This is a genomic window from Achromobacter sp., assembly GCF_049647645.1.
Taxonomy (GTDB): domain Bacteria; phylum Pseudomonadota; class Gammaproteobacteria; order Burkholderiales; family Burkholderiaceae_B; genus Achromobacter.
Genome location: NZ_JBARYB010000054.1, coordinates 1 through 22432 on the forward strand (window position 1 = coordinate 1; position 22432 = coordinate 22432).

Here is a 22432-nt window from a genome sequence, read left to right on the forward strand (position 1 = left end):
GGCGCGGGCCAGCGCCTGCTGCACGCTGCTGGGACCCACGGCCAGCAGGGGCAGGCAGGACGCCGCGCGCCAGATCAGCCGCCCGATGATGGCGAGTTGTTCCTCGTCGACCAGGTCCAGCAGCAGCGGCCCGTCGGTGGCCTCGATGACCTGGTCTATCCAGTCGTCCAGCAGCGGCGCGTCGGCTGCCCGGCGCAGGCGCGGGTAGGCCGTGTGCGGCAGGGAGCGGATGTCTGGCAGGCCTTGCGCCGCCAGGTGCAGGCGCAGGTCGGCCTCGTGCATTGGCGTGACGGGATGCGCGCTCATGACCGGATGGCGGTCGATGCGATGGATCTCGGGCGCGGAGCCCGCGCGCGCGAATAGCTGGGCGAAGCTGCAATAGCGGCCGATGCTGGGCTGGCCGCCGACAATGGGCACCAGCGGGTTGGGCATGTGGCGGCGCAATTCGCGCACGGCGGCGCCAATGCTGCCCACCTGCGGCGCGCTGTCGAAGGTCGAGCAACACTTGTAGTGCAGCACGCGGATGCCGGCGCCCGCCATGTAGCGGCCCACGGCGCGCAGTTCGACCTGCATTTCTGCCGGCGCCATGCCGCGCGCCGCGCCGGCGATGCCGATGGCGTCCAGCGGGCCGGCGCGCCGCAGCTGTTCCGGCGTGGGCACGCCCAGGAACAGCAGGCTGCGCAGGCCAGCGCGGGCGGTTTCCGCCAGCGTGTCGGTGGCGCCGGTGAAGTCGTCGCCGTACCAGCCCAGCCGCGGCCGCGTTTCCTGCCGCAGTTCTGGCGGCGCGTTTGAGTGCGCGGCTGCGCTCATGCGCGGTGGCCGAAGCATTCGATGGCGCGCCGCAGTTCGGGCGCATTGCGCGCATAGTCCTGCAGGCGCGCGCCATCGCGCACGGCCTGCCAGGCCTGGCGGATGCTGAGCACACCCGCGGCGGGGCCGTCCGGGTGGGCCAGGATGCCGCCACCGGACATGAACAGCAGGTCGTCGCTACGAACCGCCGCCCAGGTGGCGGGCACGGTGCCGGCCCATTGGCCGGACGAAAATGCGGGCATGACGGGGTCGTCGATGCCCAGGGTCAGCGAGGCCAGGCAGTCGCGCGCGGATTCGACGACCTCGGCGTCCTCCTGGGAGAACTTGCCTTGCAGGCCGTGCACGTGCATATGGTCCACGCCGGCCAGCCGCCACAGCGTCTGGTAGGCCTGGAAGCCCACGCCCAGCAAGGGATGGCGCGACAGCGCGCCGTAGCCGTTGCGGTGGCCATGCAGCGCCAGCGGCGTGCTGCGGCGCAGGGTCTGGATGGCCGAGTAGCCGCAATGGTTCAGGCTGGCCATGACGCAGGTGCCGCCTTCGCGTTCGATCAGGTCGGCGTGGCGGCGCATGGCATCGGTCTCGTCGCTGATGTTGAAGGCCACCATGACTTGCCGCCCGGTACGTTCGCGGTGCGCGCGCACCACCGCCATGACGGCGGCGACCCGCTGCGCCAGCGGCGCGTGCGCAGGGTTGGCGCAGACTTCGTCGTCCTTGATGAAGTCCACGCCCGCGGCGCACAGCTGCGCCGCCAGATGCGCGGTCTGTTCGGGAGAGAGGCCGACGTTGGGCTTGATGATGGTGCCCACCAGCGGACCGCGCTCCACGCCCGTCAATTGCCGCGTGCCGGCGATGCCGACGCGCGGCATGTCGAACTGGGCGCGGTAATTGGCCGGCAGTTCCATGCTTTCCAGGCGCAGTCCGGTGACTTCGCCCAGGTCGTACAGATTGCCGCCCACCGTGGCCGCCAGCGTCGGCAGGTTGGCGCCGACGTTGGCGACGGGAAAGGCGATGCGCACCCGGGCGCGCCGGTAGAGGCTCGGCATGCCGCCTGGCTGCCGTGCCAGCCAGGCGTTCGGCAGGCTGGGCGCGGAAGCGGATTCCAGGGTTTCGATGGACTCGATGCGCGCGCGGGCGCGGGCACGCAGTTCGTCGGTTTCGCCCTGCACCCGCGTGAAGGTGCCGCAGGATTGCTCGCCGGCCATGACCTCCGCGACCTTTTCGGGGTCCAGCGGGGTTTCGATCAAGTAGGTGGCGGTAAACGATTGGGAATTCATGGCGGCGGTTTGCGGCAGTAACGGGAAAGGGTCAGATCCGGTTCAGGTCGGGGAAGGGGCGCACGGGATCCTTGCCGTCCCAACCATTGGCGCTGTCGCGGATCAGGTCGAACAGGCGGCCCTTGGGGCCGGCGACTTCGGACAGTTCGATCACGGTGCCGGGGTGGTATTCGGTGTCGAAGTAGATGAAGCGGCCTCTCTCGCCGACTTCGCCGCTCATCTTGGGTTTGAAGCCCTGGGCCAGCAGACGCTCCAGGTCGGCGTCGTAGCTCTCGGTCCAGTAGGCCACGTGCTGCAGCCCGGTGCGGCCGGCCCGCAGGAAGTCGCGGTACATGGAGGGCACGTCGTTGCGGGTCTGGATCAGTTCGACCTGCACGAAGCCCGAATTGGCCAGCGCCACCGAGTTGTGCGGCTGGTGGCTTTCGCCGTCGTACTGATAATTCTCGATGGGCACGCGCGGGTTGTAGTACCAGGGGCCGACGCCCAGCGTGGCGCTCCAGTAGTCCATGGCGGCTTCGATGTCGTGCACCACATAACCGAGTTGGCGGATCTCGCCCAGGAAACGACTCATGATGGATTCTTTGCGGATGAGAAGGAGGGAAGGTAGGGGGGAGGTGCGGCCCGCAGCGAGCCGCCGGGTCTCACAGGAAACCGATGGAGAACCAGGGGAAGGCGGCGACGATCACCAGGCCCACCAGCAGCGCGGCGATGTAGCCCCAGATCGGGCCTATGCCTTCGTTGGGGTCAACCCGGCTGATGGCGCAGGCGCCGTAGTAGCCCACGCCGAAGGGCGGCGCGAACAGGCCTATGCCCATGGCGAAGATCACCACCATGGCGTAGTGCACCTCGTGCACGCCGGCCTGCGCCGCGATCGGGAATAGCAGCGGGCCGAACAAGACGATGGCGGGGATGCCCTCCAGCACGCTGCCCAGGATGATGAAGGCAACGATGGATACGGCCAGGAACCCATAGCTGCCGCCGGGCATGCCGGCCATCAGCTTGGCCAGGTCGCCGGAGAAGCCGGACTGCGTCAGCGCCCAGGCCATGGCGGTGGCGCAGCCCACGATCAACATGATGGCGCCCGACAGCGAGGCGGTCTCGATCAGCATGGGCTTGAGCCGGGCCCAGTCGAAGCGCCGGTAGATCAGCAGGCCGACCACGGCCGAATACACGATGCCGATGGTCGAGACCTCGGTGGCGGTGGCCACGCCTTCGACCACCGCGGCGCGGATCACGAAGGGCAGGGCCACGGCGGGCAGGGCGATGACGAAGAAGCGTCCGATCTCGCGGGCGCTGAAGCGTTGCGCCAGGCTCAGGTCTTCCTTGCGGTAGCGCCACCACACCACCGAGCACAGGGCCAGGCCCAGCACCACCGCCGGCAGCAGTCCGCCCGTGAAGAGCGCGGCGATCGACACGCCCGTCACCGAACCGATGGTGATGAGCACGATGGACGGCGGAATGGTCTCGGTCTGCGCGCCGGTGGCCGACAACAAGGCCACCAGATCGCCCGGCTTGGCGCCGCGCTTCTGCATTTCCGGGAACAGCACGGGGGCGATGGCCGCCATGTCGGCGATCTTGGACCCTGATATGCCGGACACCAGGTACATGGCGCCGATCAGCACATAGGACAGCCCGCCGCGCACGTGTCCCAGCAGGCTGGCCAGGAACTGGATCATGGCCCGCGCCATGCCGGTCATCTCGATCAGCGAACCGAGGAAGATGAACAGCGGCACGGCCAGCAGCATCAGGTGCGACATGCCTTCGTCCAGCCGGCCGACCATCACCACCATCGGAGTGTTGGTGGTCAAGGCCAGGTAGGAGAAGGTAGCCAGCGCGAACGAGAACGCGATCGGCACGCCCGAGAACACCGTGGCGGCCACGATGCCCACGAAGAAGATCAGCAGGTTCAGCTTGCCCAGCGTGGAAAACAGTGGCTGCGCCACCCAGAACAGCGCGACGACCACCGCCGCCCCGGCCAGCGCCACCAGCATCTGCGGCGCGGTCTGCGTGCGCAGGAGCCGCAGCAGGGCCACCACCGCCATCAGCCCCATGCCCACCGGAATCGCGGCGGCGCGCCAGGCGTTGCTCAGCTCCAGCGCGGGGGTGATGATGAAGTGTTCTTCATGCGCGTATTCGACGGCGGGCGCCAGGATCAGCGCCAGGAAGGCCAGGGAGGCGGCCAGCGCCAGCGTTTCCAGCTGTGCGCGGCGCGCCGGGCTGACGTTGTTGACCAGCGCCGTCATCCGCATGTGTTCGCCGCGACGCAGGGCGACCACCGCGCCCAGCATCGACAGCCACAGGAACAGGATGGAGGCGAGTTCGTCGGACCAGACCAGCGGGCTGTGGAAGGCGTAGCGCGCCACCACGCCCGCGAACAGCACCGCGATCTCGACCAGCACGAGGGCCGCCGCCACGTGTTCGACCACGCTGCCCAGCAGCGCGTCGAAGGCCCCGGCGGCACGGCGCAGGGGATGGGCCGGCAGCGTTTGCGGCGCGGGGTGGGGAGCGGACAGGGAGGACATGGCGCGTCCTCAGACCAGCTTGCCGACGGCCTGCTCCAGCAGGGTCCAGGCCTCGTTGCCGAAGCGGCCCTGCCATTCCTTGTAGAAACCGGCGGTGCGCAGTTGTTCGCGGAAGCTGTCGGCCGACGGTTGGTTGAACAGCAGGCCCTTGCCTTCCAGGTCCGACTGCACCGAGGCGTTGAGCTGCTTGATGTCTTCGCGCTGGGCCAGGCCGGCTTCGTTGATGCCGCGCGCCACGATGGTCTTCAGATCCTGCGGCAGGCCTTCCCACATGCGGCCGTTGGCAATGAACCAGTAGCCGTCCCAGATGTGGTTGGTGAGCGAGCAGTACTTCTGCACTTCATACAGCTTGGCCACCTGGATGATGGGCAGGGGATTTTCCTGCGCGTCCACCACCTTGGTCTGCAGCGAGGAATAGACCTCGCTGAACTGCAGGCTGGCGGGGGCGGCGCCCAGGCCCTTGAACATGGAGATCGGCAGCGAGCTGACCGGCACGCGGATCTTCAGGCCGTCCATGTCGGCGGCGGACTTGACCGGCGCCTTGCTGCTGGTGGTCTGGCGAAAGCCGTTGTCCCACATTTTTTCGAAGGCATAGAGGCGGCGCTGCGCGATGGCGGCGCGCACATGGGCGCCGAGCGCGCCGTCCATGGCGCTCCAGACCTGGTTGTAGTCCTTGAAGGCGAAGCCCACGGCGTTGATGGCCGCGACCGGCACCAGGGTGGCGATGACCAGGGCGGACGGGGTGAAGAAATCGATGCCGCCCGAGCGCACCTGCGCCAGCATGTCGGTGTCGCCGCCCAATTGGTTGTTCGGGAAGATCTTGATGTCCACGCGGCCGTTGCTTTCCTTGAGGATGCGCTCGGCGGCTTCCTGGGCGCGGATATTCAAGGGATGCGTGACCGGCAGGTTGTTGCCGTACTTGAGCGTGTAGTCGGCCGCGCGGGCGATCAGCGGAAAGCCCGAGGTCAGGGCGACGGCCGGAACCGCGCAAAGGCGGCGCAGGGCACTGCGGCGTGTCAGCAGCTTCATGGTTGTCTCCATAATTCTGGTTATGATGTTTTTTGATGTGCCACAACAGCGCCAGTACCATGCGGCAGAATGGACAATAGTGAATCAACGCTATCATCGTCAAACCTGATTAATGATGGATTTTGATGTGAATCGAACGCCTCCCGAACGCAAGCTGGCGCGCCTGGCCGATGTGGCGGAGCGCGCCGGAGTGTCCACCGCCACGGCCGACCGGGTCCTGAATCGCCGGCCCGGCGTGCGCGCCAGCACCGCCCAGAAAGTCTTCAAGGCGGCCATCGAACTGGACTACCTGCCGGAACAGGAACTCCGCGCGGCCGCCGCGCCCGAGCCCCTGCGGCTGGTGTTCCTGCTGCCGCGCGGCAGCAACCGCTACCTGCGCATGCTGGGCGACACCGTCAGCTACGCGCAGGAGCACTTCGCGCCGCTCAACGCCAGATGCCAGGTCGAGTACGTGGAAAGCTTCAATCCCGACGCGCTCGCGCAGGCGCTGGCCAGGCATGGCAAGCGCGCCGACGGCATCGCGTTCATGGCGCTGGAGCACCCGGCGGTGCGCGAAGCCGTCAACCTGCTGGCGCAGCAGGGCGTGCCGGCGGTGACGCTGATCTCCGACCTGGCCAACAGCGCCCGGGTCGCTTACGTGGGCCTGGACAACCGCGCCGCCGGCCGCACCGCCGGCTACCTGATCGCCCGCTTCATCGGCTCGCGCGCGGCGCACGTGGCGCTGATCGCCGGGTCACGCCACTACCGCGCCCACGAAGAACGCGAAGGCGGCTTCCTGCAGCTGTACGCGGAGCAGTTCCAGGCCATGCAGGTAGTGGACCTGCGCGAAGGCTACGACGATGCCCAGCGCAACTACGAGCAGGCTCGCCAGTTGCTGGAGCAGTACCCGCAGCTGGCCGGCATCTACAACATCGGCGGCGCGTCCGACGGCGTGGCGCGTGCATTGAAGGAAGCGGGCTTGCAGCACCGGGTGGTCTTCATCGGCCACGGCCTCACGCCCGACACGCGCGCGCTGCTGATAGACGGCACCATGGACGCGGTCATCACGCAAAGCCCGATGGAAGCGCTGATGAGCTGCGTGCGCATTTTCTGCAACCTGCGCGACAAGCGCAGTCCGATGAACGGGGTGGAACTGGCGCGCAGCCAGGTGATCTTCCGCGAGAACCTGCCGTAGACAGGCAGGTCCGGAGTAACCCTGACTACGGGGGCGTTATGCAAACTATGCATAAGCCACCCGGACGCGGTCCCTATACTGCCTCGCATTCAGTCTGACGGCGCGGCGGTTGCTATGGATCTACGTTGGTTCCAGGATTTTCTGACCCTGGCGGAATGCGGGCAGTTCACCACGGCCGCCGAATTGCGGCATGTCTCGCAGTCGGCGTTCAGCCGGCGCATCCAGTCGCTGGAAACCTGGGCGGGCGCCGCGCTGATCGACCGGGGCTGTTTCCCCTTGCGCTTGACCGCGGCGGGCGAGCAATTTCGTTCCAATGCCGCCGAGATCGTGCGCAAGGTGGTGGATGCGCGCGGCGAGGCCGGCGTCACCGGCCATGACGGCGCGGTCCTGAGGGTGGCGATGCCGCATTGCCTGGCGACCTCGCACTTTCCGGGCTGGTGCGTCCGGTGGAAGGACGAGAGCGGAGTCGAGTCGCTGCGGCTGCATGTGGGCAATGTGCACGACTCGGTCGAGTGGCTGGCTGCCGGCGTGGTCGACCTGCTGGTGTGCTTCCGCCACGCCGCCGAAGACATACAGCTGGACCCGCAAGCCTATATGCGGACCGGCATGGAGCCGGACTTCCTGCGCCTGTTCCGTCCCGCCGGCATGCCGGTGGACGAGACGGCGCTGTACGCCGCCGATTCCCTGGCGCGCTATCCCTATGTGTCGCACGCCCAGGGCGCCTACTTCCGGCGGCTGGTCGACCTGTCCTGCGGCGACCTGCTGCAGCGCCCCGTCCTGCAGCGCGTCTGCGAAACCGATTTCGTGGACGGCGCGCGCACGCTGGTCAGCGCCGGCGTCGGGCTGGCGTGGCTGCCCGAGTCCAGCGCCAAGGTGTCGGTGGACGCCGGCCAGATCGTGGCGATCAAGGACCGCCGCTGCGCGATCCCGATGCAGATCTGCCTGTACGCGCGCCGCCAGGGGCCGGCACAGGAGCCCGTGGAACGCGTGTTCAACCTCTATACCAAGCGCTGACATAAACCCCAAGGAGAAAAGCATGGCACTTTGCATCAAGGCATCGGTCGCGGCGTTGGCGATCTTTATGGCGGGCGCCGCCTCGGCCCAGCAGCTGGACGGAACGCTGAAGAAGGTCGCCGACACCGGCACCATCACCATCGGCCACCGCGAGACCTCGATCCCGTTTTCCTACTACGACGGCAACCAGAAGCCCGTGGGCTACTCGATCGACATCTGCGAGCGCATTGTCCGCTCGGTGCAAGCCCGCCTGAAGCGCAGCGACATCCAGGTGAAGTACCTGCCGGTCACCTCCGCGACGCGCATTCCCCTGATGGGCAACGGCACCATCGACCTGGAATGCGCCTCGACCTCCAACACTCTGGACCGCCAGCAGCAGGTGGCGTTCTCGGTCACCACCTTCGTGACCGGCAATCGCTTTCTCAGCCAGAAGTCGTCCAAGTTGCGCACTATCGACGACCTGAAGGGCAAGGTCGTGGCTTCGACGTCAGGGACGGCGAACATCCGCCAGATCAACGAATTGAACGAGACGCGCGGGCTGGGCATGCGTATCGTGCCCGTGAAGGAGCATGCCGAAGGCTTCCTGATGGTGGAGACCGGGCGCGCCGCCGCCTTCGTCATGGACGACATCCTGCTGTATGGCCTGATCGCCAACGCCAAGCAGCCAGACCGCTACGAAGTCTCCGACGCGTCCCTGTCGATCGAACCCTACGCCATCATGCTGCGCCGCGACGACCCGCAGTTCAAGGCGCTGGTGGACGACGCCATCAAGGCCCTCTATGCCAGCGGCGAGTTCCAGGCGCTGTATGACCGCTGGTACCGCAGCCCGCTGCCGCCCAAGGGCATCAACCTGAACGTGGCCATGAGCGAGGCGCTCAAGCGCGTGGTCGCCATGCCCACCGATTCGGGCGATCCCGCCGCCTACCGCTAGGCCCAGCCTTAGCCGCAATACGCCGCTGCGCGGCCCCGGCAAGGGGCCGGGACCGCGCGCGGCCAGATCATCGAGAAAAGCATGGCATATCAATGGAACTGGGGCGTGCTGTTCGCCCCATCGCCCGACGGCGGGCAGACGTATCTGCAAACCCTGCTGGACGGGCTGAGCGTGACCGTGAAGACGGCGGCGCTGGCCTGGCTGATCGCGCTGGCGCTGGGCCTGGCGGTCGGCGTGGCGCGCACGCTGCCGTCTCGCGGGGTGCGCGCGGCGGCAGCCGCTTATGTGGAAGTGTTCCGGAACATCCCGCTGATCGTGCAGATGTTCCTGTGGTATTTCGTCTTGCCGGAGCTGTTGCCGACGGCGGCCGGAGACTGGATCAAGCAATTGCCCGACGCGTCCTTCTATACGGCGGCGCTGGCTATCGGCATGTACATGTCGGCGCGCATCGGGGAGCAGCTGCGCGCCGGGATCGAGGCCTTGCCGCAGGGGCAGCGCAACGCGGGCCTGGCGCTGGGCCTGACCTTGCCGCAGCTGTACCGGCATGTGCTTTTGCCCAACGCGTTGCGCACGGTCCTGCCGACCATGACGTCGGACTGCCTGAACACCATCAAGAACACTTCGGTGGCGCTGACCATCGGGCTGGCGGAGCTGACCGCGCAGGCCCATGCGATGCAGGAGTTCTCGTTCCAGGTGTTCGAGGCCTTTCTGACCGCCACCATGGCCTACCTGGCGCTCAACCTCATCGTGATCGTGGCGATGCGCGCGCTCGAATACAAACTGCGCATCCCGGGCCGTGCCGCCGGCGGGCGCATGGCGAAGGGGAACCGGGCATGACCGATTTCGATCTGCAAGCGATTATTGACGCCTTGCCGTACCTGATCCTGTCCGGCTTGCGCTTCACCCTGCTGCTGACCTTGACGTCGACCGTGGGCGGCGTGCTGCTGGGCACCTTGCTGGCCGTCGCCCGGCTTTATGGCGGACGCCTGGTGGCGTGGCCGGCAACGGTATATGTGAACCTGTTCCGCTCGTTGCCGCTGGTGCTGGTGATCTTCCTGATCTACTTCATCCTGCCCTACGCCTTGCAAGCGGTCACGGGCTCTGAACGGCCCATCGTGCTGGGCGCCATGGGGTCGGCCTTCATCACCTTCATTCTGTTCGAGGCCGCGTACTTCTCGGAAATCATCAGGGCTGGGGTAGGCAGCGTGGGGCCGGGCCAGTATGCCGCGGGCAGCGCCCTGGGCCTGAGACATGGGCAGGTGCTGCGCAAGGTGATCCTGCCGCAGGCGTTCCGCAACATGCTGCCGGTGCTGCTGACCCAGGTGATCGTCATCTTCCAGGAAACCGCGCTGGTCTATGTCCTGTCGCTCACGGATTTTCTTGGGGCGGCGACCAAGATCGCGCAGCGCGATAACCGGCTGGTCGAGATGTACATGCTGGTGGCGCTGGTGTTTTTCGTGATCTCGTTCACCGCCTCGCGCGGCGTGCGGGCGCTGCGCGCCCGGATCGGGGCCTGAGCGCCCGGGCGTTTCCATTCGGAGTCTTCATTCATGATCGAAATTCAACAGGTCGGCAAGCGCTACGGCGACTTGCCGGTACTCAAGCAGTGTTCGCTGCGCGTGCAGCGCGGCGAAGTCGTGGTGGTCTGCGGGCCGTCCGGGTCGGGCAAGTCGACGCTGATCAAATGCGTGAACCGGCTGGAACCCTTTGATGCGGGCCGCATCGTGGTCGACGGCACCGACGTCGGCGCGCCGGGCACGGACCTGCCGAAGCTGCGCGCCCGCGTCGGCATGGTGTTCCAGCACTTCGAGCTGTTTCCCCACCTGACGGTGCGGGAGAACGTCTGCCTGGGGCAGGTCAGCGTGCTGGGCCGCAGCCGCGCGCAAGCGATGGAGAAGGCGGCCGCGCTACTGGACCGCGTCGGCGTGTCGGCGCATGGCGACAAGCACCCGGGGCAGCTCTCGGGCGGCCAGCAGCAGCGGGTCGCGATTGCGCGGGCGCTGGCGATGGACCCGGTGGTGATGCTGTTCGACGAGCCGACCTCGGCGCTGGATCCGGAAATGATCGGCGAAGTGCTGGATGTGATGACGGGGCTGGCGCGCGACGGCATGACCATGATGGTCGTCACGCATGAGATGGGATTCGCCCGCCGAGTCGCTGACCGCGTTGTGTTCATGGAGTCCGGAGAGATCGTCGACGACGCCAGCGCCGAGGCATTCTTCGGCAATGCCGCGTCGGCGCGCTCGCGCGCTTTCCTGTCCCGCATCATCAGCCACTGATTTTCTTCACTCTCACAAGCATCCATGTCCTCCATTTTCCATATCAACGGCAATCTCGTTCCGGCCGAGCAGGCCGTCATCCCGGCGCTGGACCGCGGGTTTCTTTTTGGTGACGGCGTCTACGAGGTGATCGCCGTGATCGACGGCCTGCTGCTCGAATTCGAGCGACATGCCGCCCGCCTGGCGCGCAGCCTGGCCGAGGTCGGCATCCGCAATCCGCTGCCGCGCGACACGCTGCTGGAGCGTTGCCGCGAGCTGGTGCGGCGCAATGGCCTGCGCGAAGGTTCCGTCTATGTGCAGGTCACGCGCGGCGCGGACAGCAAGCGCGATTTCGCCTTTCCGGCCGAGGTCGAGCCCACCGTGATGATGTATGTCAGCGAGAAGCCCTTGCGCGTGAATCCGCTGGCCGAATCTGGCGTCCGGGTAGCAAGCGTGCCGGATATGCGCTGGCAGCGGCGCGACATCAAGAGCGTGTCGCTGATCGCCCAGGTGCTGGCCAAGCAGGCCGCGCAGGCCTCGGGCGCGTTCGAGGCGCTGATGGTCGACCCCGACGGCGTGGTGACGGAGGGGGCGTCGTCGAGCGCGCTGCTGGTCGACGCGCAGGGGCGGATCGTGGTGCGGCCCTTGTCTCGCGAGATACTGCCGGGCTGCACCCGCGCCGCGGTGCTGGCGCTGGCCGCCAAGCGCGGGACGGCCGTGGAGGAGCGTAAGTTCACGCTGGACGAGTGCCGGCAGGCGACGGAACTGGTGCTGACGTCCGCGCTGCACTTCGTGCTGCCGGTGATTGAACTGGACGGCCAGCCCGTCGGCACGGGAAGGCCGGGACCGGTATGCCGGGAGTTGCGGCAGCTCTATATGGAGTACGTGCTGGCGTCCGCGCTATAGGCTGCGCGAGCCGTGGCGGGCGTATGATTCCGCATAAGGGCTCGCACCCCGTCCGGCAATGGCCGGCACGCCATTGCCTACCTCATCGCAGGGTTGCTCAACCTCGGTCACCCGGGCCAACCGGCGGGTGACCGTGAAGGCGTTGCGCCATGGATCATTTCCTGTCCGCTGTCCGCATGGATGGCCCGGACCGCGCCAAGGCAGGCATCAAGGCCCGGTCACCGGCGGGTCACCACGATCTCCAGGTATTCGCTGGGTACGACCATCGCGCCGTCGCCGGAGCGGTTGTACCGGTCTATCTGCACCATCAGATCGCTGGTCAGCGCGGCCTGCGCCGCAGGTTCCAGCGCCCCGAAGGCCTTGAGCAGCGGGCCATAGTAGGTCTTGAAGACCTGCAGCCAGTGCTCCGGCGAGCGATAACGGAACACGAAGTTGCGGGGTTCGGCCTGGATCGAGGACGCGTGCGGGCCGAACATTTCATCGATGCGCGCCCGGGTGCCCCACAGCGCCGGCGATTTGATCCCGGCGGGGGGCGGCAGATGCTTGCCGATGGTCTTGAACACCTGGCCGATGAAGCCGTCCGGGGTCCAGTTGGCCAGGCCGATCTTGCCGCCGGAGCGGCACACGCGGACCATTTCGGCGGCCGCCTTGTCCTGGTCGGGGGTGAACATCACGCCGAAGGTCGAGACCACCGCGTCGAATCCTCCGTCCGGGAAGGGCAGGGCTTCGGCGTCGGCCTCCTGGAATTCGATCTGCAAGTGTTCAGCGGCAGCGCGTTCGCGGGCGCGTCCGAGCAGCGTAGGCACGTAGTCGGTCGAGACGACATCGCACCAGCGGCGCGCGGCGGCCAGCGAGGCATTGCCGTTGCCGGCGGCCACATCGAGCACCTTCTGTCCGGCGCGGATATCCAGCGATTCGCACAGCTGTTCTCCTACGATCTGCAGCGTGGTGCCGACAACGGCATAGTCCCCGGAAGCCCAGGTACCCTGCTGGCGTGTCTTCAAAGCGGCCAGGTCGGGTTGCGCGGTGTCGCGCACGGGGCTGGTGGCGAGGGAGGAAATGGACATGGTCTGTCTCCGTTAAAGCTCTGTGTATGCGGCAGCGGGCGATGCCGGCCTGCCGGGGAATCGCAACCGGCGCCGCGCAGGCTTGCGCGTACCGTGCTTCCCGAGGTCCAAGTTAAGAGCCGGCCATGGAGGCGGGCGTGGTAGCCGGCGTGGAATCCGCCGAGGATTCGGCGGGCCGTGATCCGCCGGCCGGTTCCGTCCCCGGCGCGGCCGTCCAGTTGCGGCTGCTCGGAGCCATGGCGATCAGCCGGGCGGGCTCTGCGGTGGCGCTGCCGCCGTCGCGCAAGCTGCGCGGACTCATTGCCTACCTGGCGCTGGCCCCGCATCCGGTTCAGCGCGCGCATCTCTGCGAGCTGTTGTGGGACGTTCCGAACGACCCGCGCGGCGAGCTGCGCTGGTGTCTCAGCAAGGCCAGAGCCCTGCTGGACGATCCCGGACGTCGCCGCGTGGAGACAGCGCAGGACACGGTGAGGTTGGAGCTGGCCGACTGCCAGGTGGACGCCATCGAGATCGGCAGCGCGATGCAGCGGGGCATAGCCCGGCTGGACATCGAGCGGCTGCGCGCGCTGGCCGACCTGTTTTCGGGCGATTTTCTCGAAGGGCTGGAGATCGACCGCAATCCCTTTTTCAACAACTGGCTGACCGCGCAACGCCGGCGCTTCAGGGCTTGCCATGCGGCAGTCCTGGAGCATCTGGCAGCGGGTCTTCCGGCAGGGGATGGCGAGGTCTACGCCTGCCTGGACAAGTGGCTGCAGCTTGCCCCGTTCGACCGGCGCGCCCACGAACTGCTGCTGGACCTGCTGGCGCAGCGCAGCCAGTGGCGTGAAGGCGAGGAACATCTGGCCGCGGCGGTGCGCGCCTTCGAGGCGGATGGCTTGGATTGGCGGCCCTTGCGCGACGTATGGCGGGAGCTGCGCGGGCAGGCTGGCCAGGCGCCACGGCCGGAAGCGGGGCGGAGGGAGGAGGCCGGGAATCCGCCTGCGGACGCCAGGGACCGCGCAGGCCGCGCCTCGATCGCGGTGATGCCGTTCGTGGACCGCTCGGCCCAGGCCGGCGTGCGGGGAGGGGTGGCGGACGGCCTGGCCTATGACATCATCACCCGGCTGGCCAAGTTGCGCAGCCTGTTCGTCATCGCGCAAGGCACTGTTTTCGCGCTGGACCAGCGCAACATAGGACCGGACGAGGCGGGCCGGACGCTCAACGTGGACTATGTCGTCAGCGGCACGCTGCAACGCCGGGCAAAACGCATTGCCGTGGCGGTGGAACTCGTTGAATCCAGAACCGCGCGCATCGTGTGGGCGGACGTCTTCGACCGCGAGCTGGATGACGCCTTCCTGGCCCTGGACGAGATCGGCAACCGGATCGTGGCCGCCATCGATATCGAGATCGAGTCCGCCGAGCGCAACCGGGCCATTCTGAGGCCGCCGAATTCCCTGGACGCCTGGCAGGCGCATCATCGTGGCCTGTGGCATATGTACCGCTTCAACCGGGCCGACAACGAGCAGGCGCGGCATTTCTTCGAGATGGCCCTGCGCCTCGATCCGACGTTTTCGCGGGCCTACGCAGGCCTGTCGTTCACCCATTGGCAGGATGCGTTCCAACGCTGGGGCGAACAGGCGCCGGCCATCGACCAGGCCTTCGAAGCCGCGGGCCAGGGTCTGATCGCCGACGACCGCGACCCGGCGGCGCACTGGGCCATGGGCCGGGCGCTATGGCTGCGCGGCAGCCAGGACCAGTCGCTGGCGGAGTTGGGGCGCGCCGTGGACCTGAGCCCGAACTTCGCCCTGGCGCACTACACCCTGGGATTCGTCAACTGCCAGTCGGGCGACGCCGAGGCCGCGATAGGCTCGTCCGACCATTCCCGCGACCTGAGCCCCTACGACCCGCTGCTGTTCGGCATGCTGGCTGTGCGCGCGCTGGCGCTGGTCCGCCTGGGGCGGTTCGAGGAGGCCGCCGGCTGGGCCCTGAAGGCCGCGGCGCGGCCCAATGCCCATGTGCACATCCTGGCGATCGCGGCCTGCTGTCTTGCGATAGCCGGCAAGGGCGATGAAACCTCCGGCTTGCTGGCCGCGATCCGCAAGACGCATCCCTCGTACCGCGTCGACGATTTCCTGGCGGCATTCCGCCTGGCCGGCGACGCCGACGCCTTGTTCCGCAAAGGCGCCAGGCGCATCGGACTAGGCTGAGCCGCAGGCGGCGCGCCTCAGGCGATCTCCACCGCATCGCCATTGAAGCGCGCCTGCCAGGTCCGCAGCCGCTGTTCCGGATACTGCACGCACACGCCGTCTTCCAGCCGGAAGTGCTGCTTGTAGAGCGGCGAGGCCACCACCAGTTCGCCGCCGACGTGGCCGACCAGGCCGCGCCCGATGACGTTGGCGCCGGACCTGGGGTCACGGTTTTCCATGGCGTAGACGCCGCCGCCCGCGAGCTGCGGCACGTAGAACAGGGCGATCTGAGCGCCGTCCACCAGCGCCACCACGCCGGAGTTGGGCACCAGGTCCTGGCGGCGGCACACCGGCCGCCAGGCCATCGGTTCGCGGATAAGGGCATCCATCAGGCGATCTCCTCGGCAATGGCAATGACGCGGGCGGGGGCTGGCCGGGGCTGGCCGCGTTCCTGCACGAACTGGATGTCGGGGTCGGCGCCGCCGTCGTTGACGAAGGTGCGGAAGCGCTTGAGTTTTTCCGGGTCGCTCAGCGCGTTGGCCCACTCGCATTCGTAGCGGTCCACCACCAGCTGCATCTGCGCGTCCAGCTCCGCGCACAGGCCCAGGCTGTCCTCCAGCACCACCTGCTTCAGGTAGTCCAGGCCGCCCTCCAGCGATTCGCGCCATACCGAGGTGCGCTGCAGCTTGTCGGCGGTGCGGATGTAGAACATCAGCAGGCGGTCTATGGTGCGGATGAGGGCGGCGTCGTCCAGGTCGGTGGCGAACAGTTCCGCGTGGCGCGGGCGCATGCCGCCGTTGCCGCAGACGTATAGGTTCCAGCCGTTCTCGGTGGCGATGACGCCGATGTCCTTGCTCTGCGCCTCCGCGCATTCGCGGGTGCAGCCGGACACGGCGAACTTCAGTTTGTGCGGCGAACGCAGGCCCTTGTAGCGGTGCTCGATGTCCAGCGCCATCTTGACGCTGTCCTGCACGCCGTAGCGGCACCAGGTGCTGCCCACGCAGGACTTCACCGTGCGGGTGGACTTGCCGTAGGCATGGCCGGTCTCGAATCCGGCGGCGATCAGTTCGGCCCAGATCTCCGGCAGTTCATGCAGCTGCGCGCCGAACAGGTCGATGCGCTGGCCGCCCGTGATCTTGGTGTACAGCTGGTACTTCTTGGCGACGGCGCCGATCGCGATCAGGCCGTCAGGCGTGATCTCGCCTGCGGGGATGCGCGGCACCACTGAATAGGTGCCGTTCTTCTGCATGTTCGCCATGAAGGTGTCGTTGGTGTCTTGCAGCGGCACCAGGTGAGGATCCTGGATCGGGCGGTTCCAGCACGAGGCCAGGATAGAGCCCACGGCGGGCTTGCAGATGTCGCAACCCTGCTGACCGCGCCCGTGGCTGGCCAGGAGTTCTTCGAAGGATTCGATGCCGTTGACGCGCACGATGGCGTACAGCTCCTGGCGGGTGTGGGGGAAGTGTTCACACAGACTCTTGTCCACCGCCACGCCGCGGCTGGCCAGTTCGTGTTCGACCACCTGCTTGAGCAGGCTGGCGCAGCCGCCGCAGCCGGACGCCGCCTTGGTGCAGGCCTTGACCGCGGCCAGGTCCGCGCAGCCGCCGTCGATCGCGGCGCAGACCGCGCCCTTGCTCACGTTGTGGCAGGAACAGATGGTGGCGCCGGCCGGTAGCGCATCCACGCCCAGCAGCGGCGCGGCCTGGCCCTGAGGCAGGATCAGGCTGGCTGGGTCTGCCGGCGGCGCGATGCCGTTTTGTACATATTGCAGCAGCGTGTCGTAATAGCTGTTGTCGCCCACCAGCACCGCGCCCAGCACGCGCTTGCCGTCGGCCGACACTACCAGGCGGCGGTAGCCGGCGCCCGCTTCGTCGATGTAGCGGTAGCTGCGCGCGCCGGGCGTGGCGCCATGGGCGTCGCCGATCGAGCCCACGTCCACGCCCAGCAGCTTGAGCTTGGTCGACATGTCGGCGCCCGTGAACGCCGGCCCGGCTTCGCCGCAGAGCGCCGCCGCCACCGTGCGCGCCATCTGGTAGCCGGGCGCCACCAGGCCGAACACGCTGCCATTCCAGGCCGCGCATTCGCCGATGGCGTAAATATGCTCGTCGCTGCTGCGGCACTGGTCGTCGATGGCCACGCCGCCGCGTTCGGCCAGCGTCAATCCGGCTTTGCGCGCCAGCGTGACCTGCGGCCGGATGCCGGCCGAGAACACGATCAGGTCGGTTTCCAGCGGCGCGCCCTCGGCAAAGCGCATGCGGTAGCGGTATTGCGCGCCGGGCTTGATGTCCTGCGTGGCGCGCGACAGGTGCACGCCCACGCCCAGCGCCTCGATGCGCGCCTTGAGCGCCGCGCCGCCTTGCTCGTCCAGCTGCACCGGCATCAGGCGCGGCGCGAACTCCACCACGTGCGCCTCCAGGTTCAGCGACTTCAGCGCGTGGGCGGCTTCCAGCCCCAGCAGGCCGCCGCCCACCACCACGCCGCGGCGCGCGCCGTGGGCGGCCTCGCGGATCAGGTCCAGGTCGTCGAGCGTGCGGTACACCAGGCGCGATGCGCCTTCCGCACCCACGATCGGCGGCACGAAGGGGTAGGAGCCCGTGGCAAGTATCAGTTTGTCGTAGCCGCTGCGGCCGCTGGCGGTCACGATCTCGCGACGGCGGCGGTCTATCTCCAGCACGGGTACGCCCAGGTGCAGGCTCACTCCTTCCTGTTCGTACAAGGAAGCTTCACCCAGCGCCATCGATTCGGCATCACGCCCGTTCAGGTATTCGGACAGGTGCACGCGGTCGTAGGCGCGGCGGCTTTCCTCGCCGAACACGTGGATGCGGTAGCGCGCCAGCGCGCCGCGGGCGACGAGTTGCTCGACGCAATGGTGGCCCACCATGCCGTTGCCGATGACAACGAGGGTCTGCAGAGAATCGGATGAGGCCGCTACATTCATGGGAGTGTCCCCGGGGGCTTGGGTATTCAGGTTTCAGAAAACGCAAAGGCGCCCTGGACCTTGCGGTCGGGGCGCCATTGCCGTTGCTGCTCGAGTTGTCTCGCCGGCCTTGCGGCCCGCGCATGAACCATCAAGCAAAGTCCGTGCCAGGGATGCCGACGATCATTCGCGAGGGGGAACCGTCTGCGGATTCACAGGGGAAACAGGGAGGCGCGGGGCGGGCGGCGCGATCTGGCGCCGGACGCCCCTAGGTGTTGATGCGTCAAGGCGGTGCATATTCCTGTGCGAACCTGCACCCGTTTGGCGCAATCAGGCGGGCAGCGACCCAGCCGCTACGCAAACGCCGCCTGGACGGCGGCAAAGGCCGCTGCGACCAGCGGATCGTCGCGGCGGGAGGCCTGGGTGATGAAGGCGAGTTCGGCCTGGATCGCCAGGCCCTTGACCAGCACCAGCCCGCTGGCCTGGGACTCGCGCAGCGCGATGGAGTCGCGCGCCAGCGACAAGCCCACGCCCGAGCGCACCAGGTCCAGCATCGAAGCTTCCTGGTCCACCTCGGCCACGGCGTTGGGCGCGATGCCCAGCGCGTCGAATTTTTCCGACAGCAGCCGGTGGTGGACCGAGTCCGGCGGTGTCCAGATCCAGGGCAGGGCGGCGATCGCGGCCCAGTCGCGGCCAGCCACCTGCGCGCCCCAGCCCTTGGGAGCCACGACGAAATAGGTGAATGACGCGAGCGGCAGCGCCTGTAGTCCGGCAGGTCCCGGGTCCCGCCCTACGGGGCCGAGGGAAAAGCCCACGTCCAGTTCGCCCGCGCGCACCTGTTTCGCCACCGATCCGGACATGCCATGGCGCAACGTGGGGCGGATCTTGGGATAGTGCTCCACCAAGTATTGCAGCGTGGCGCCCAGGCGCAGGAATTCGGGATCGAGGATGGTGCCGATGCGCAGGTCGCCCTGGACGGTGTCGCGCAAGGCGCCGATGGCGCGCTGGAAGTCGTCGAGCGCGTCCAGGATGCGTTGCGCCGAAGGCAGCAGGGCGCGGCCGTCGGCGTTGGGCGCCAGGCCTTGCGCCGTGCGTGAAAACAAGCTCAGGTCGAGCGATTCCTGGAAGTTCTTCAGTTGCAGGCTGAGCGCGGGCTGGGTCAGGTGCAGATGCTCGGCCGCGCGCGTCAGGTTGCCCTCGCGGGCCACGGCGGCAAAGGTGCGGATGTGCTTCAGGTCCATGGGGTGGTTCCCGGAGTGAGTGGCGAGCGCGCGGTTGTAAGCAGTCAAACGGGCTTGAGCATTATTTAAGTTGCTTATAAACCGTTTTTCAACAATTCATTGGACAGTCTTGCCCGGCTGCGCGAGAGTCACGCTGATGCCCGGCGCACCGGAAACGGTCGCAGCCGGGTCGGCTCAACGTCGCCGGCGGGCGTTTCGTCCGGCAAATAGATAAGAAGAGCTTATGGAGACATACGACTACATCATCGTCGGCGCGGGTTCGGCCGGCTGCGTGCTGGCCAACCGCCTGAGCCGCGACCCTGCTGTGCAGGTGCTGCTGCTGGAGGCCGGCGGCAGCGACAACTACCACTGGATCCATATCCCGGTGGGCTATCTGCATTGCATCGGCAACCCCCGGACGGACTGGATGTACCGCACCGCGGCGGAACCGGGCCTCGGCGGCCGTTCGTTGATCTACCCGCGCGGCCGCGTGCTGGGCGGCAGCTCTTCGATCAACGGCATGATCTACATGCGCGGCCAGCGCCAGGACTACCAGGACTGGGCCGAACTGTCCGGCGATCCGGCCTGGGGCTGGGACCAGGTGCTGCCGGTGTTCAAGCGCAGCGAGGACTACCACCGCGGCGCGGACGAATTCCACGGCGCCGGCGGTGAATGGCGCGTGGAATCGCAGCGCCTGCGCTGGGACATCCTGGAAGCCTTTGCCGGCGCCGCCGAGCAGGAGGGTATACCGCGGGTGCAGGACTTCAATCGGGGCGACAACTTCGGTTGCGGCTACTTCGAAGTGAACCAGCGCGGCGGCTGGCGATGGAATACCTCCAAGGCGTTCCTGCGTCCGGTGCGCAGGCGCGCGAACCTGCGGGTGATGACAGGCGCGCAGGCCGAGCAATTGCTGTTCGAAGGCAAGCGCTGCGTGGGCGTGCAGTTGCGGCAGGGCGGCCAGAGTGTCACCTTGCGCGCGCGCCGCGAAGTGGTGCTGGCCGCGGGGGCAGTGAACACGCCGGTGTTGCTGGAGACCTCCGGCGTCGGGGAACCTGCGCGCCTGCGCGAAAGCGGCATCGCGCTGCGCCACGCCCTGCCCGGCGTGGGCGAGAACCTGCAGGATCACTTGCAGCTGCGCGTCATCATCCAGGTGCAGGGCGTGAAGACGCTGAACCGCATCGCCTCCACCTGGCTGGGCAAGGCGGGCATTGGATTGGAGTACCTGCTCAAGCGCAGCGGCCCCATGAGCATGGCGCCGTCGCAGCTGGGCGCGTTCGCCAAGTCGGATCCGGGCCAGGCGCGCGCCAACGTGGAATTCCATGTGCAGCCGCTGTCGCTGGGCGCTTTTGGCGAACCCCTGCATGGCTTTGACGCTTTCACGGCCAGCGTGTGCAACTTGCGGCCTACCTCGCGCGGCAGCGTGCACGCGCAGGGGCCGCAAGGGGCGCCCGCCATTTCCCCCAACTATCTGAGCACCGAGGAAGACCTGCGCGTGGCGGCGGATTCGATCCGCCTGGTGCGGCGGATCGCGGCGGCGCCGGCCTTGCAGCGTTACCAGCCGCAGGAATGGCTGCCGGGACCGGCGTACCAGTCGGACGCCGAACTGCGGGAAGCGGCCGGCAAGATTGGCACCACCATCTTCCATCCGGTGGGTACCTGCGCCATGGGGCGCGATGCGGACGGCGGGGCGGTGGTGGATGCGCGGCTGCGCGTCCACGGACTGGAGGGCTTGCGCATCGCCGATGCTTCGGTGATGCCGCTGATCACCTCCGGCAATACCAACTCGCCCACCATCATGATTGCGGAGCGGGCGGCCGACATGATTCGCGAGGACGCCGCAGGCCGTTGAATCTACGTGCTGCATCCCGGAAAAAAAGCCGCCCATGTGGGCGGCTTTCTTGTGATGGCGTCACCGCGTTCAGCGCAGCGAGCGATACATGTCCTGCCGCTGCGGATGGGTCAGCATGACTTGCCAGAGCTGGCCCTCGCGCGAGCGGAAGAAGCCGGCGCAGCACATCAGGTAGTACTTCCACATGCGGTAGAAACGCTTGCCGTAGCGCGGTTCCAACTCGGGCCAGGCATGATCGAACCTGTCCCACCAGGCCATCAGCGTGCGGTCGTAGTCGGCGCCGAAGTTGTGCCAGTCTTCAATGATGAAGCGGCCTTCGACCGCTGTGGCGATCTCGCGGGCGGACGGCAGCTTGCCGTTGGGGAAGACGTAGCGGTCGATCCAGGGATCGGTGCTCTGGCTGGTGGACGCGATGCCGATGGTGTGCAGCAGGAACACGCCGCCGGGCGCCATCAGGCGCTGCACGTTGCTGAAGTAGGTGTCGTAGTTCTTGGGACCGACGTGCTCGAACATGCCCACCGACACCACCTTGTCGAAGCTCCCCTCGAGGTCGCGGTAGTCTTGCAGCAGCAGTTGCACGGGCAGGCCCTTGACCTTTTCCTGCGCCAGCGCCAGCTGTTCCTTGGATACGGTCACGCCGGTGACCTTGACGCCATAGCGCTCGGCGGCAAAGCGCGCCAGCCCGCCCCAGCCGCAGCCGATATCCAGCAGCGTCTCGCCTTCGCGCAGCTGCAGCTTGCGGCAGATCATCTCCAGCTTGGCCAGCTGCGCCTCTTCCAGCGTCTGGGCGTTTTCCCAGTAGGCGCAGGAATAGATCATGCGGCTGTCCAGCATGGCTTCGAACACGTCGTTGCCCGCGTCGTAATGCTGTTCGCCGACCTCGAAGGCGCGGTTCTTCGATTGCAGGTTGAACAGCTTGTGGCGCAGGTGCTCGGCGATCAGCTTGACGCGGGCCATGCCCAACGCCGCCGATCCCATGTCCGCGCGCAGCAGGCGGGTGAACAGTTCGTCGAGCTGGTCGCAGTCCCACTCGCCGTCCATGTAGGACTCGCCCAGCCCCAGCGACCAGCTGGCGAAGACGCGGTCGTACATATGCTTGTCATGAACCTGGATGTCCCAGGGACGCGTGCCGTTGATGCGCACGTCGGCGCGGGCCAGGACGTCCTGGAGCACTTTGGGAGGTTCGGGGGGAGGGGGACTGACGGATTGATGGCCGGTGGCCAGCGGCGAGGAAGGACTGCTTTGCTGCATACGGACTCCATATCAATTTTGGGATGACTGATCTGGCAATGCTTG

General features: G+C 67.5%; 19 protein-coding genes. 9 read left to right on the forward strand and 10 right to left on the reverse strand.

Annotated elements, in window-relative coordinates; genetic code table 11:
- The 5 genes from WBB14_RS05775 to WBB14_RS05795 form a co-directional block, all read right to left on the reverse strand.
- A partial coding sequence (locus WBB14_RS05775) for a four-carbon acid sugar kinase family protein (protein ID WP_424238975.1) occupies positions 1-810 on the reverse strand: 810 nt, incomplete at its 3' end.
- On the reverse strand, positions 807-2084 hold the full coding sequence (locus WBB14_RS05780; RefSeq protein WP_424238976.1) for a ribulose-bisphosphate carboxylase large subunit family protein: 1278 nt from the start codon (positions 2082-2084) through the stop codon (positions 807-809). The genes WBB14_RS05775 and WBB14_RS05780, both read right to left, overlap by 4 nt.
- Before the next feature lie 31 nt (positions 2085-2115).
- Positions 2116-2655: a VOC family protein gene (locus WBB14_RS05785; RefSeq protein WP_424238977.1), complete on the reverse strand. Its 540-nt coding sequence runs from the start codon at positions 2653-2655 to the stop codon at positions 2116-2118.
- Positions 2656-2725: 70 nt separating this feature from the next.
- Complete coding sequence (locus WBB14_RS05790) at positions 2726-4606, reverse strand: TRAP transporter large permease subunit (protein WP_424238978.1); 1881 nt, start codon at positions 4604-4606, stop codon at positions 2726-2728.
- Between the two features lie 9 nt (positions 4607-4615).
- Positions 4616-5635: a TRAP transporter substrate-binding protein gene (locus WBB14_RS05795; protein ID WP_424238979.1), complete on the reverse strand. Its 1020-nt coding sequence runs from the start codon at positions 5633-5635 to the stop codon at positions 4616-4618.
- A gap of 112 nt (positions 5636-5747) precedes the next feature.
- On the opposite strand from WBB14_RS05795, the gene WBB14_RS05800 reads away from it, so the two are divergent.
- From WBB14_RS05800 to WBB14_RS05830, 7 genes are all read left to right on the forward strand, one after another.
- Positions 5748-6809, forward strand: coding sequence for a LacI family DNA-binding transcriptional regulator (locus tag WBB14_RS05800; RefSeq protein ID WP_332012156.1), 1062 nt, complete (start codon positions 5748-5750; stop codon positions 6807-6809).
- 114 nt (positions 6810-6923) lie between these two features.
- Positions 6924-7823 carry a LysR family transcriptional regulator gene (locus tag WBB14_RS05805; RefSeq protein ID WP_424238980.1) on the forward strand — a complete coding sequence of 300 codons (900 nt, stop codon included), beginning with the start codon at positions 6924-6926 and terminating at the stop codon, positions 7821-7823.
- A gap of 22 nt (positions 7824-7845) precedes the next feature.
- Entirely contained in the window at positions 7846-8754 is a 909-nt protein-coding gene (locus WBB14_RS05810; protein ID WP_424238981.1) for an amino acid ABC transporter substrate-binding protein, read from the forward strand.
- A gap of 81 nt (positions 8755-8835) precedes the next feature.
- Positions 8836-9591, forward strand: coding sequence for an amino acid ABC transporter permease (locus WBB14_RS05815; protein ID WP_424238982.1), 756 nt, complete (start codon positions 8836-8838; stop codon positions 9589-9591).
- Positions 9588-10271 (forward strand): amino acid ABC transporter permease, encoded by a 684-nt coding sequence (locus tag WBB14_RS05820; RefSeq protein ID WP_424238983.1) that lies wholly within the window; start codon positions 9588-9590, stop codon positions 10269-10271. Before WBB14_RS05815 ends, WBB14_RS05820 begins: the two co-directional genes overlap by 4 nt.
- Positions 10272-10304: 33 nt before the next feature.
- Complete coding sequence (locus tag WBB14_RS05825; RefSeq protein WP_424238984.1) at positions 10305-11033, forward strand: amino acid ABC transporter ATP-binding protein; 729 nt, start codon at positions 10305-10307, stop codon at positions 11031-11033.
- Positions 11034-11057: 24 nt separating this feature from the next.
- Positions 11058-11918: a D-amino acid aminotransferase gene (locus WBB14_RS05830; RefSeq protein ID WP_424238985.1), complete on the forward strand. Its 861-nt coding sequence runs from the start codon at positions 11058-11060 to the stop codon at positions 11916-11918.
- 218 nt (positions 11919-12136) lie between these two features.
- On the opposite strand, the gene WBB14_RS05835 is transcribed toward WBB14_RS05830, so the two are convergent.
- The gene (locus tag WBB14_RS05835; RefSeq protein WP_424238986.1) at positions 12137-12985 is read right to left on the reverse strand and encodes a class I SAM-dependent methyltransferase; all 849 of its coding nucleotides are present in this window, start codon (positions 12983-12985) and stop codon (positions 12137-12139) included.
- 125 nt (positions 12986-13110) lie between these two features.
- Here WBB14_RS05835 and WBB14_RS05840 point away from each other — a divergent pair, with 125 nt between their 5' ends.
- Positions 13111-15171, forward strand: a complete 2061-nt coding sequence (locus tag WBB14_RS05840; RefSeq protein ID WP_424238987.1) for a transcriptional regulator — start codon at positions 13111-13113, stop codon at positions 15169-15171.
- Positions 15172-15188: 17 nt separating this feature from the next.
- On the opposite strand, the gene nirD is transcribed toward WBB14_RS05840, so the two are convergent.
- From nirD to WBB14_RS05855, 3 genes are all read right to left on the reverse strand, one after another.
- Positions 15189-15539 (reverse strand): nitrite reductase small subunit NirD, encoded by a 351-nt coding sequence (gene nirD / locus WBB14_RS05845; protein ID WP_424238988.1) that lies wholly within the window; start codon positions 15537-15539, stop codon positions 15189-15191.
- Positions 15539-18088 (reverse strand): nitrite reductase large subunit NirB, encoded by a 2550-nt coding sequence (gene nirB, locus WBB14_RS05850; protein ID WP_424238989.1) that lies wholly within the window; start codon positions 18086-18088, stop codon positions 15539-15541. Before nirB ends, nirD begins: the two co-directional genes overlap by 1 nt.
- A 332-nt stretch (positions 18089-18420) precedes the next feature.
- Complete coding sequence (locus WBB14_RS05855; RefSeq protein ID WP_424238990.1) at positions 18421-19308, reverse strand: LysR family transcriptional regulator; 888 nt, start codon at positions 19306-19308, stop codon at positions 18421-18423.
- Positions 19309-19531: 223 nt separating this feature from the next.
- Between WBB14_RS05855 and WBB14_RS05860 the strand changes: the two genes are divergently transcribed.
- Positions 19532-21136, forward strand: coding sequence for a GMC family oxidoreductase (locus tag WBB14_RS05860; RefSeq protein ID WP_424238991.1), 1605 nt, complete (start codon positions 19532-19534; stop codon positions 21134-21136).
- Positions 21137-21205: 69 nt separating this feature from the next.
- Here the strand turns inward: WBB14_RS05860 and cfa are convergent, their stop codons facing one another.
- Positions 21206-22387, reverse strand: a complete 1182-nt coding sequence (cfa, locus tag WBB14_RS05865) for a cyclopropane fatty acyl phospholipid synthase (protein ID WP_424238992.1) — start codon at positions 22385-22387, stop codon at positions 21206-21208.
- Between the last annotated feature and the right edge of the window lie 45 nt (positions 22388-22432).

What these genes read in the sequence shown, in the direction of transcription:
- WBB14_RS05780 (WP_424238976.1), bottom strand. Translation starts at nt 2,084, where the DNA reads ATGAATTCCCAATCGTTTACCGCCACCTACTTGATCGAAACCCCGCTG.
- WBB14_RS05785 (WP_424238977.1), bottom strand. Translation starts at nt 2,655, where the DNA reads ATGAGTCGTTTCCTGGGCGAGATCCGCCAACTCGGTTATGTGGTGCAC.
- WBB14_RS05790 (WP_424238978.1), bottom strand. Translation starts at nt 4,606, where the DNA reads ATGTCCTCCCTGTCCGCTCCCCACCCCGCGCCGCAAACGCTGCCGGCC.
- WBB14_RS05795 (WP_424238979.1), bottom strand. Translation starts at nt 5,635, where the DNA reads ATGAAGCTGCTGACACGCCGCAGTGCCCTGCGCCGCCTTTGCGCGGTT.
- WBB14_RS05800 (WP_332012156.1), top strand. Translation starts at nt 5,748, where the DNA reads ATGATGGATTTTGATGTGAATCGAACGCCTCCCGAACGCAAGCTGGCG.
- WBB14_RS05805 (WP_424238980.1), top strand. Translation starts at nt 6,924, where the DNA reads ATGGATCTACGTTGGTTCCAGGATTTTCTGACCCTGGCGGAATGCGGG.
- WBB14_RS05810 (WP_424238981.1), top strand. Translation starts at nt 7,846, where the DNA reads ATGGCACTTTGCATCAAGGCATCGGTCGCGGCGTTGGCGATCTTTATG.
- WBB14_RS05815 (WP_424238982.1), top strand. Translation starts at nt 8,836, where the DNA reads ATGGCATATCAATGGAACTGGGGCGTGCTGTTCGCCCCATCGCCCGAC.
- WBB14_RS05820 (WP_424238983.1), top strand. Translation starts at nt 9,588, where the DNA reads ATGACCGATTTCGATCTGCAAGCGATTATTGACGCCTTGCCGTACCTG.
- WBB14_RS05825 (WP_424238984.1), top strand. Translation starts at nt 10,305, where the DNA reads ATGATCGAAATTCAACAGGTCGGCAAGCGCTACGGCGACTTGCCGGTA.
- WBB14_RS05830 (WP_424238985.1), top strand. Translation starts at nt 11,058, where the DNA reads ATGTCCTCCATTTTCCATATCAACGGCAATCTCGTTCCGGCCGAGCAG.
- WBB14_RS05835 (WP_424238986.1), bottom strand. Translation starts at nt 12,985, where the DNA reads ATGTCCATTTCCTCCCTCGCCACCAGCCCCGTGCGCGACACCGCGCAA.
- WBB14_RS05840 (WP_424238987.1), top strand. Translation starts at nt 13,111, where the DNA reads ATGGAGGCGGGCGTGGTAGCCGGCGTGGAATCCGCCGAGGATTCGGCG.
- nirD (WP_424238988.1), bottom strand. Translation starts at nt 15,539, where the DNA reads ATGGATGCCCTTATCCGCGAACCGATGGCCTGGCGGCCGGTGTGCCGC.
- nirB (WP_424238989.1), bottom strand. Translation starts at nt 18,088, where the DNA reads ATGAATGTAGCGGCCTCATCCGATTCTCTGCAGACCCTCGTTGTCATC.
- WBB14_RS05855 (WP_424238990.1), bottom strand. Translation starts at nt 19,308, where the DNA reads ATGGACCTGAAGCACATCCGCACCTTTGCCGCCGTGGCCCGCGAGGGC.
- WBB14_RS05860 (WP_424238991.1), top strand. Translation starts at nt 19,532, where the DNA reads ATGGAGACATACGACTACATCATCGTCGGCGCGGGTTCGGCCGGCTGC.
- cfa (WP_424238992.1), bottom strand. Translation starts at nt 22,387, where the DNA reads ATGCAGCAAAGCAGTCCTTCCTCGCCGCTGGCCACCGGCCATCAATCC.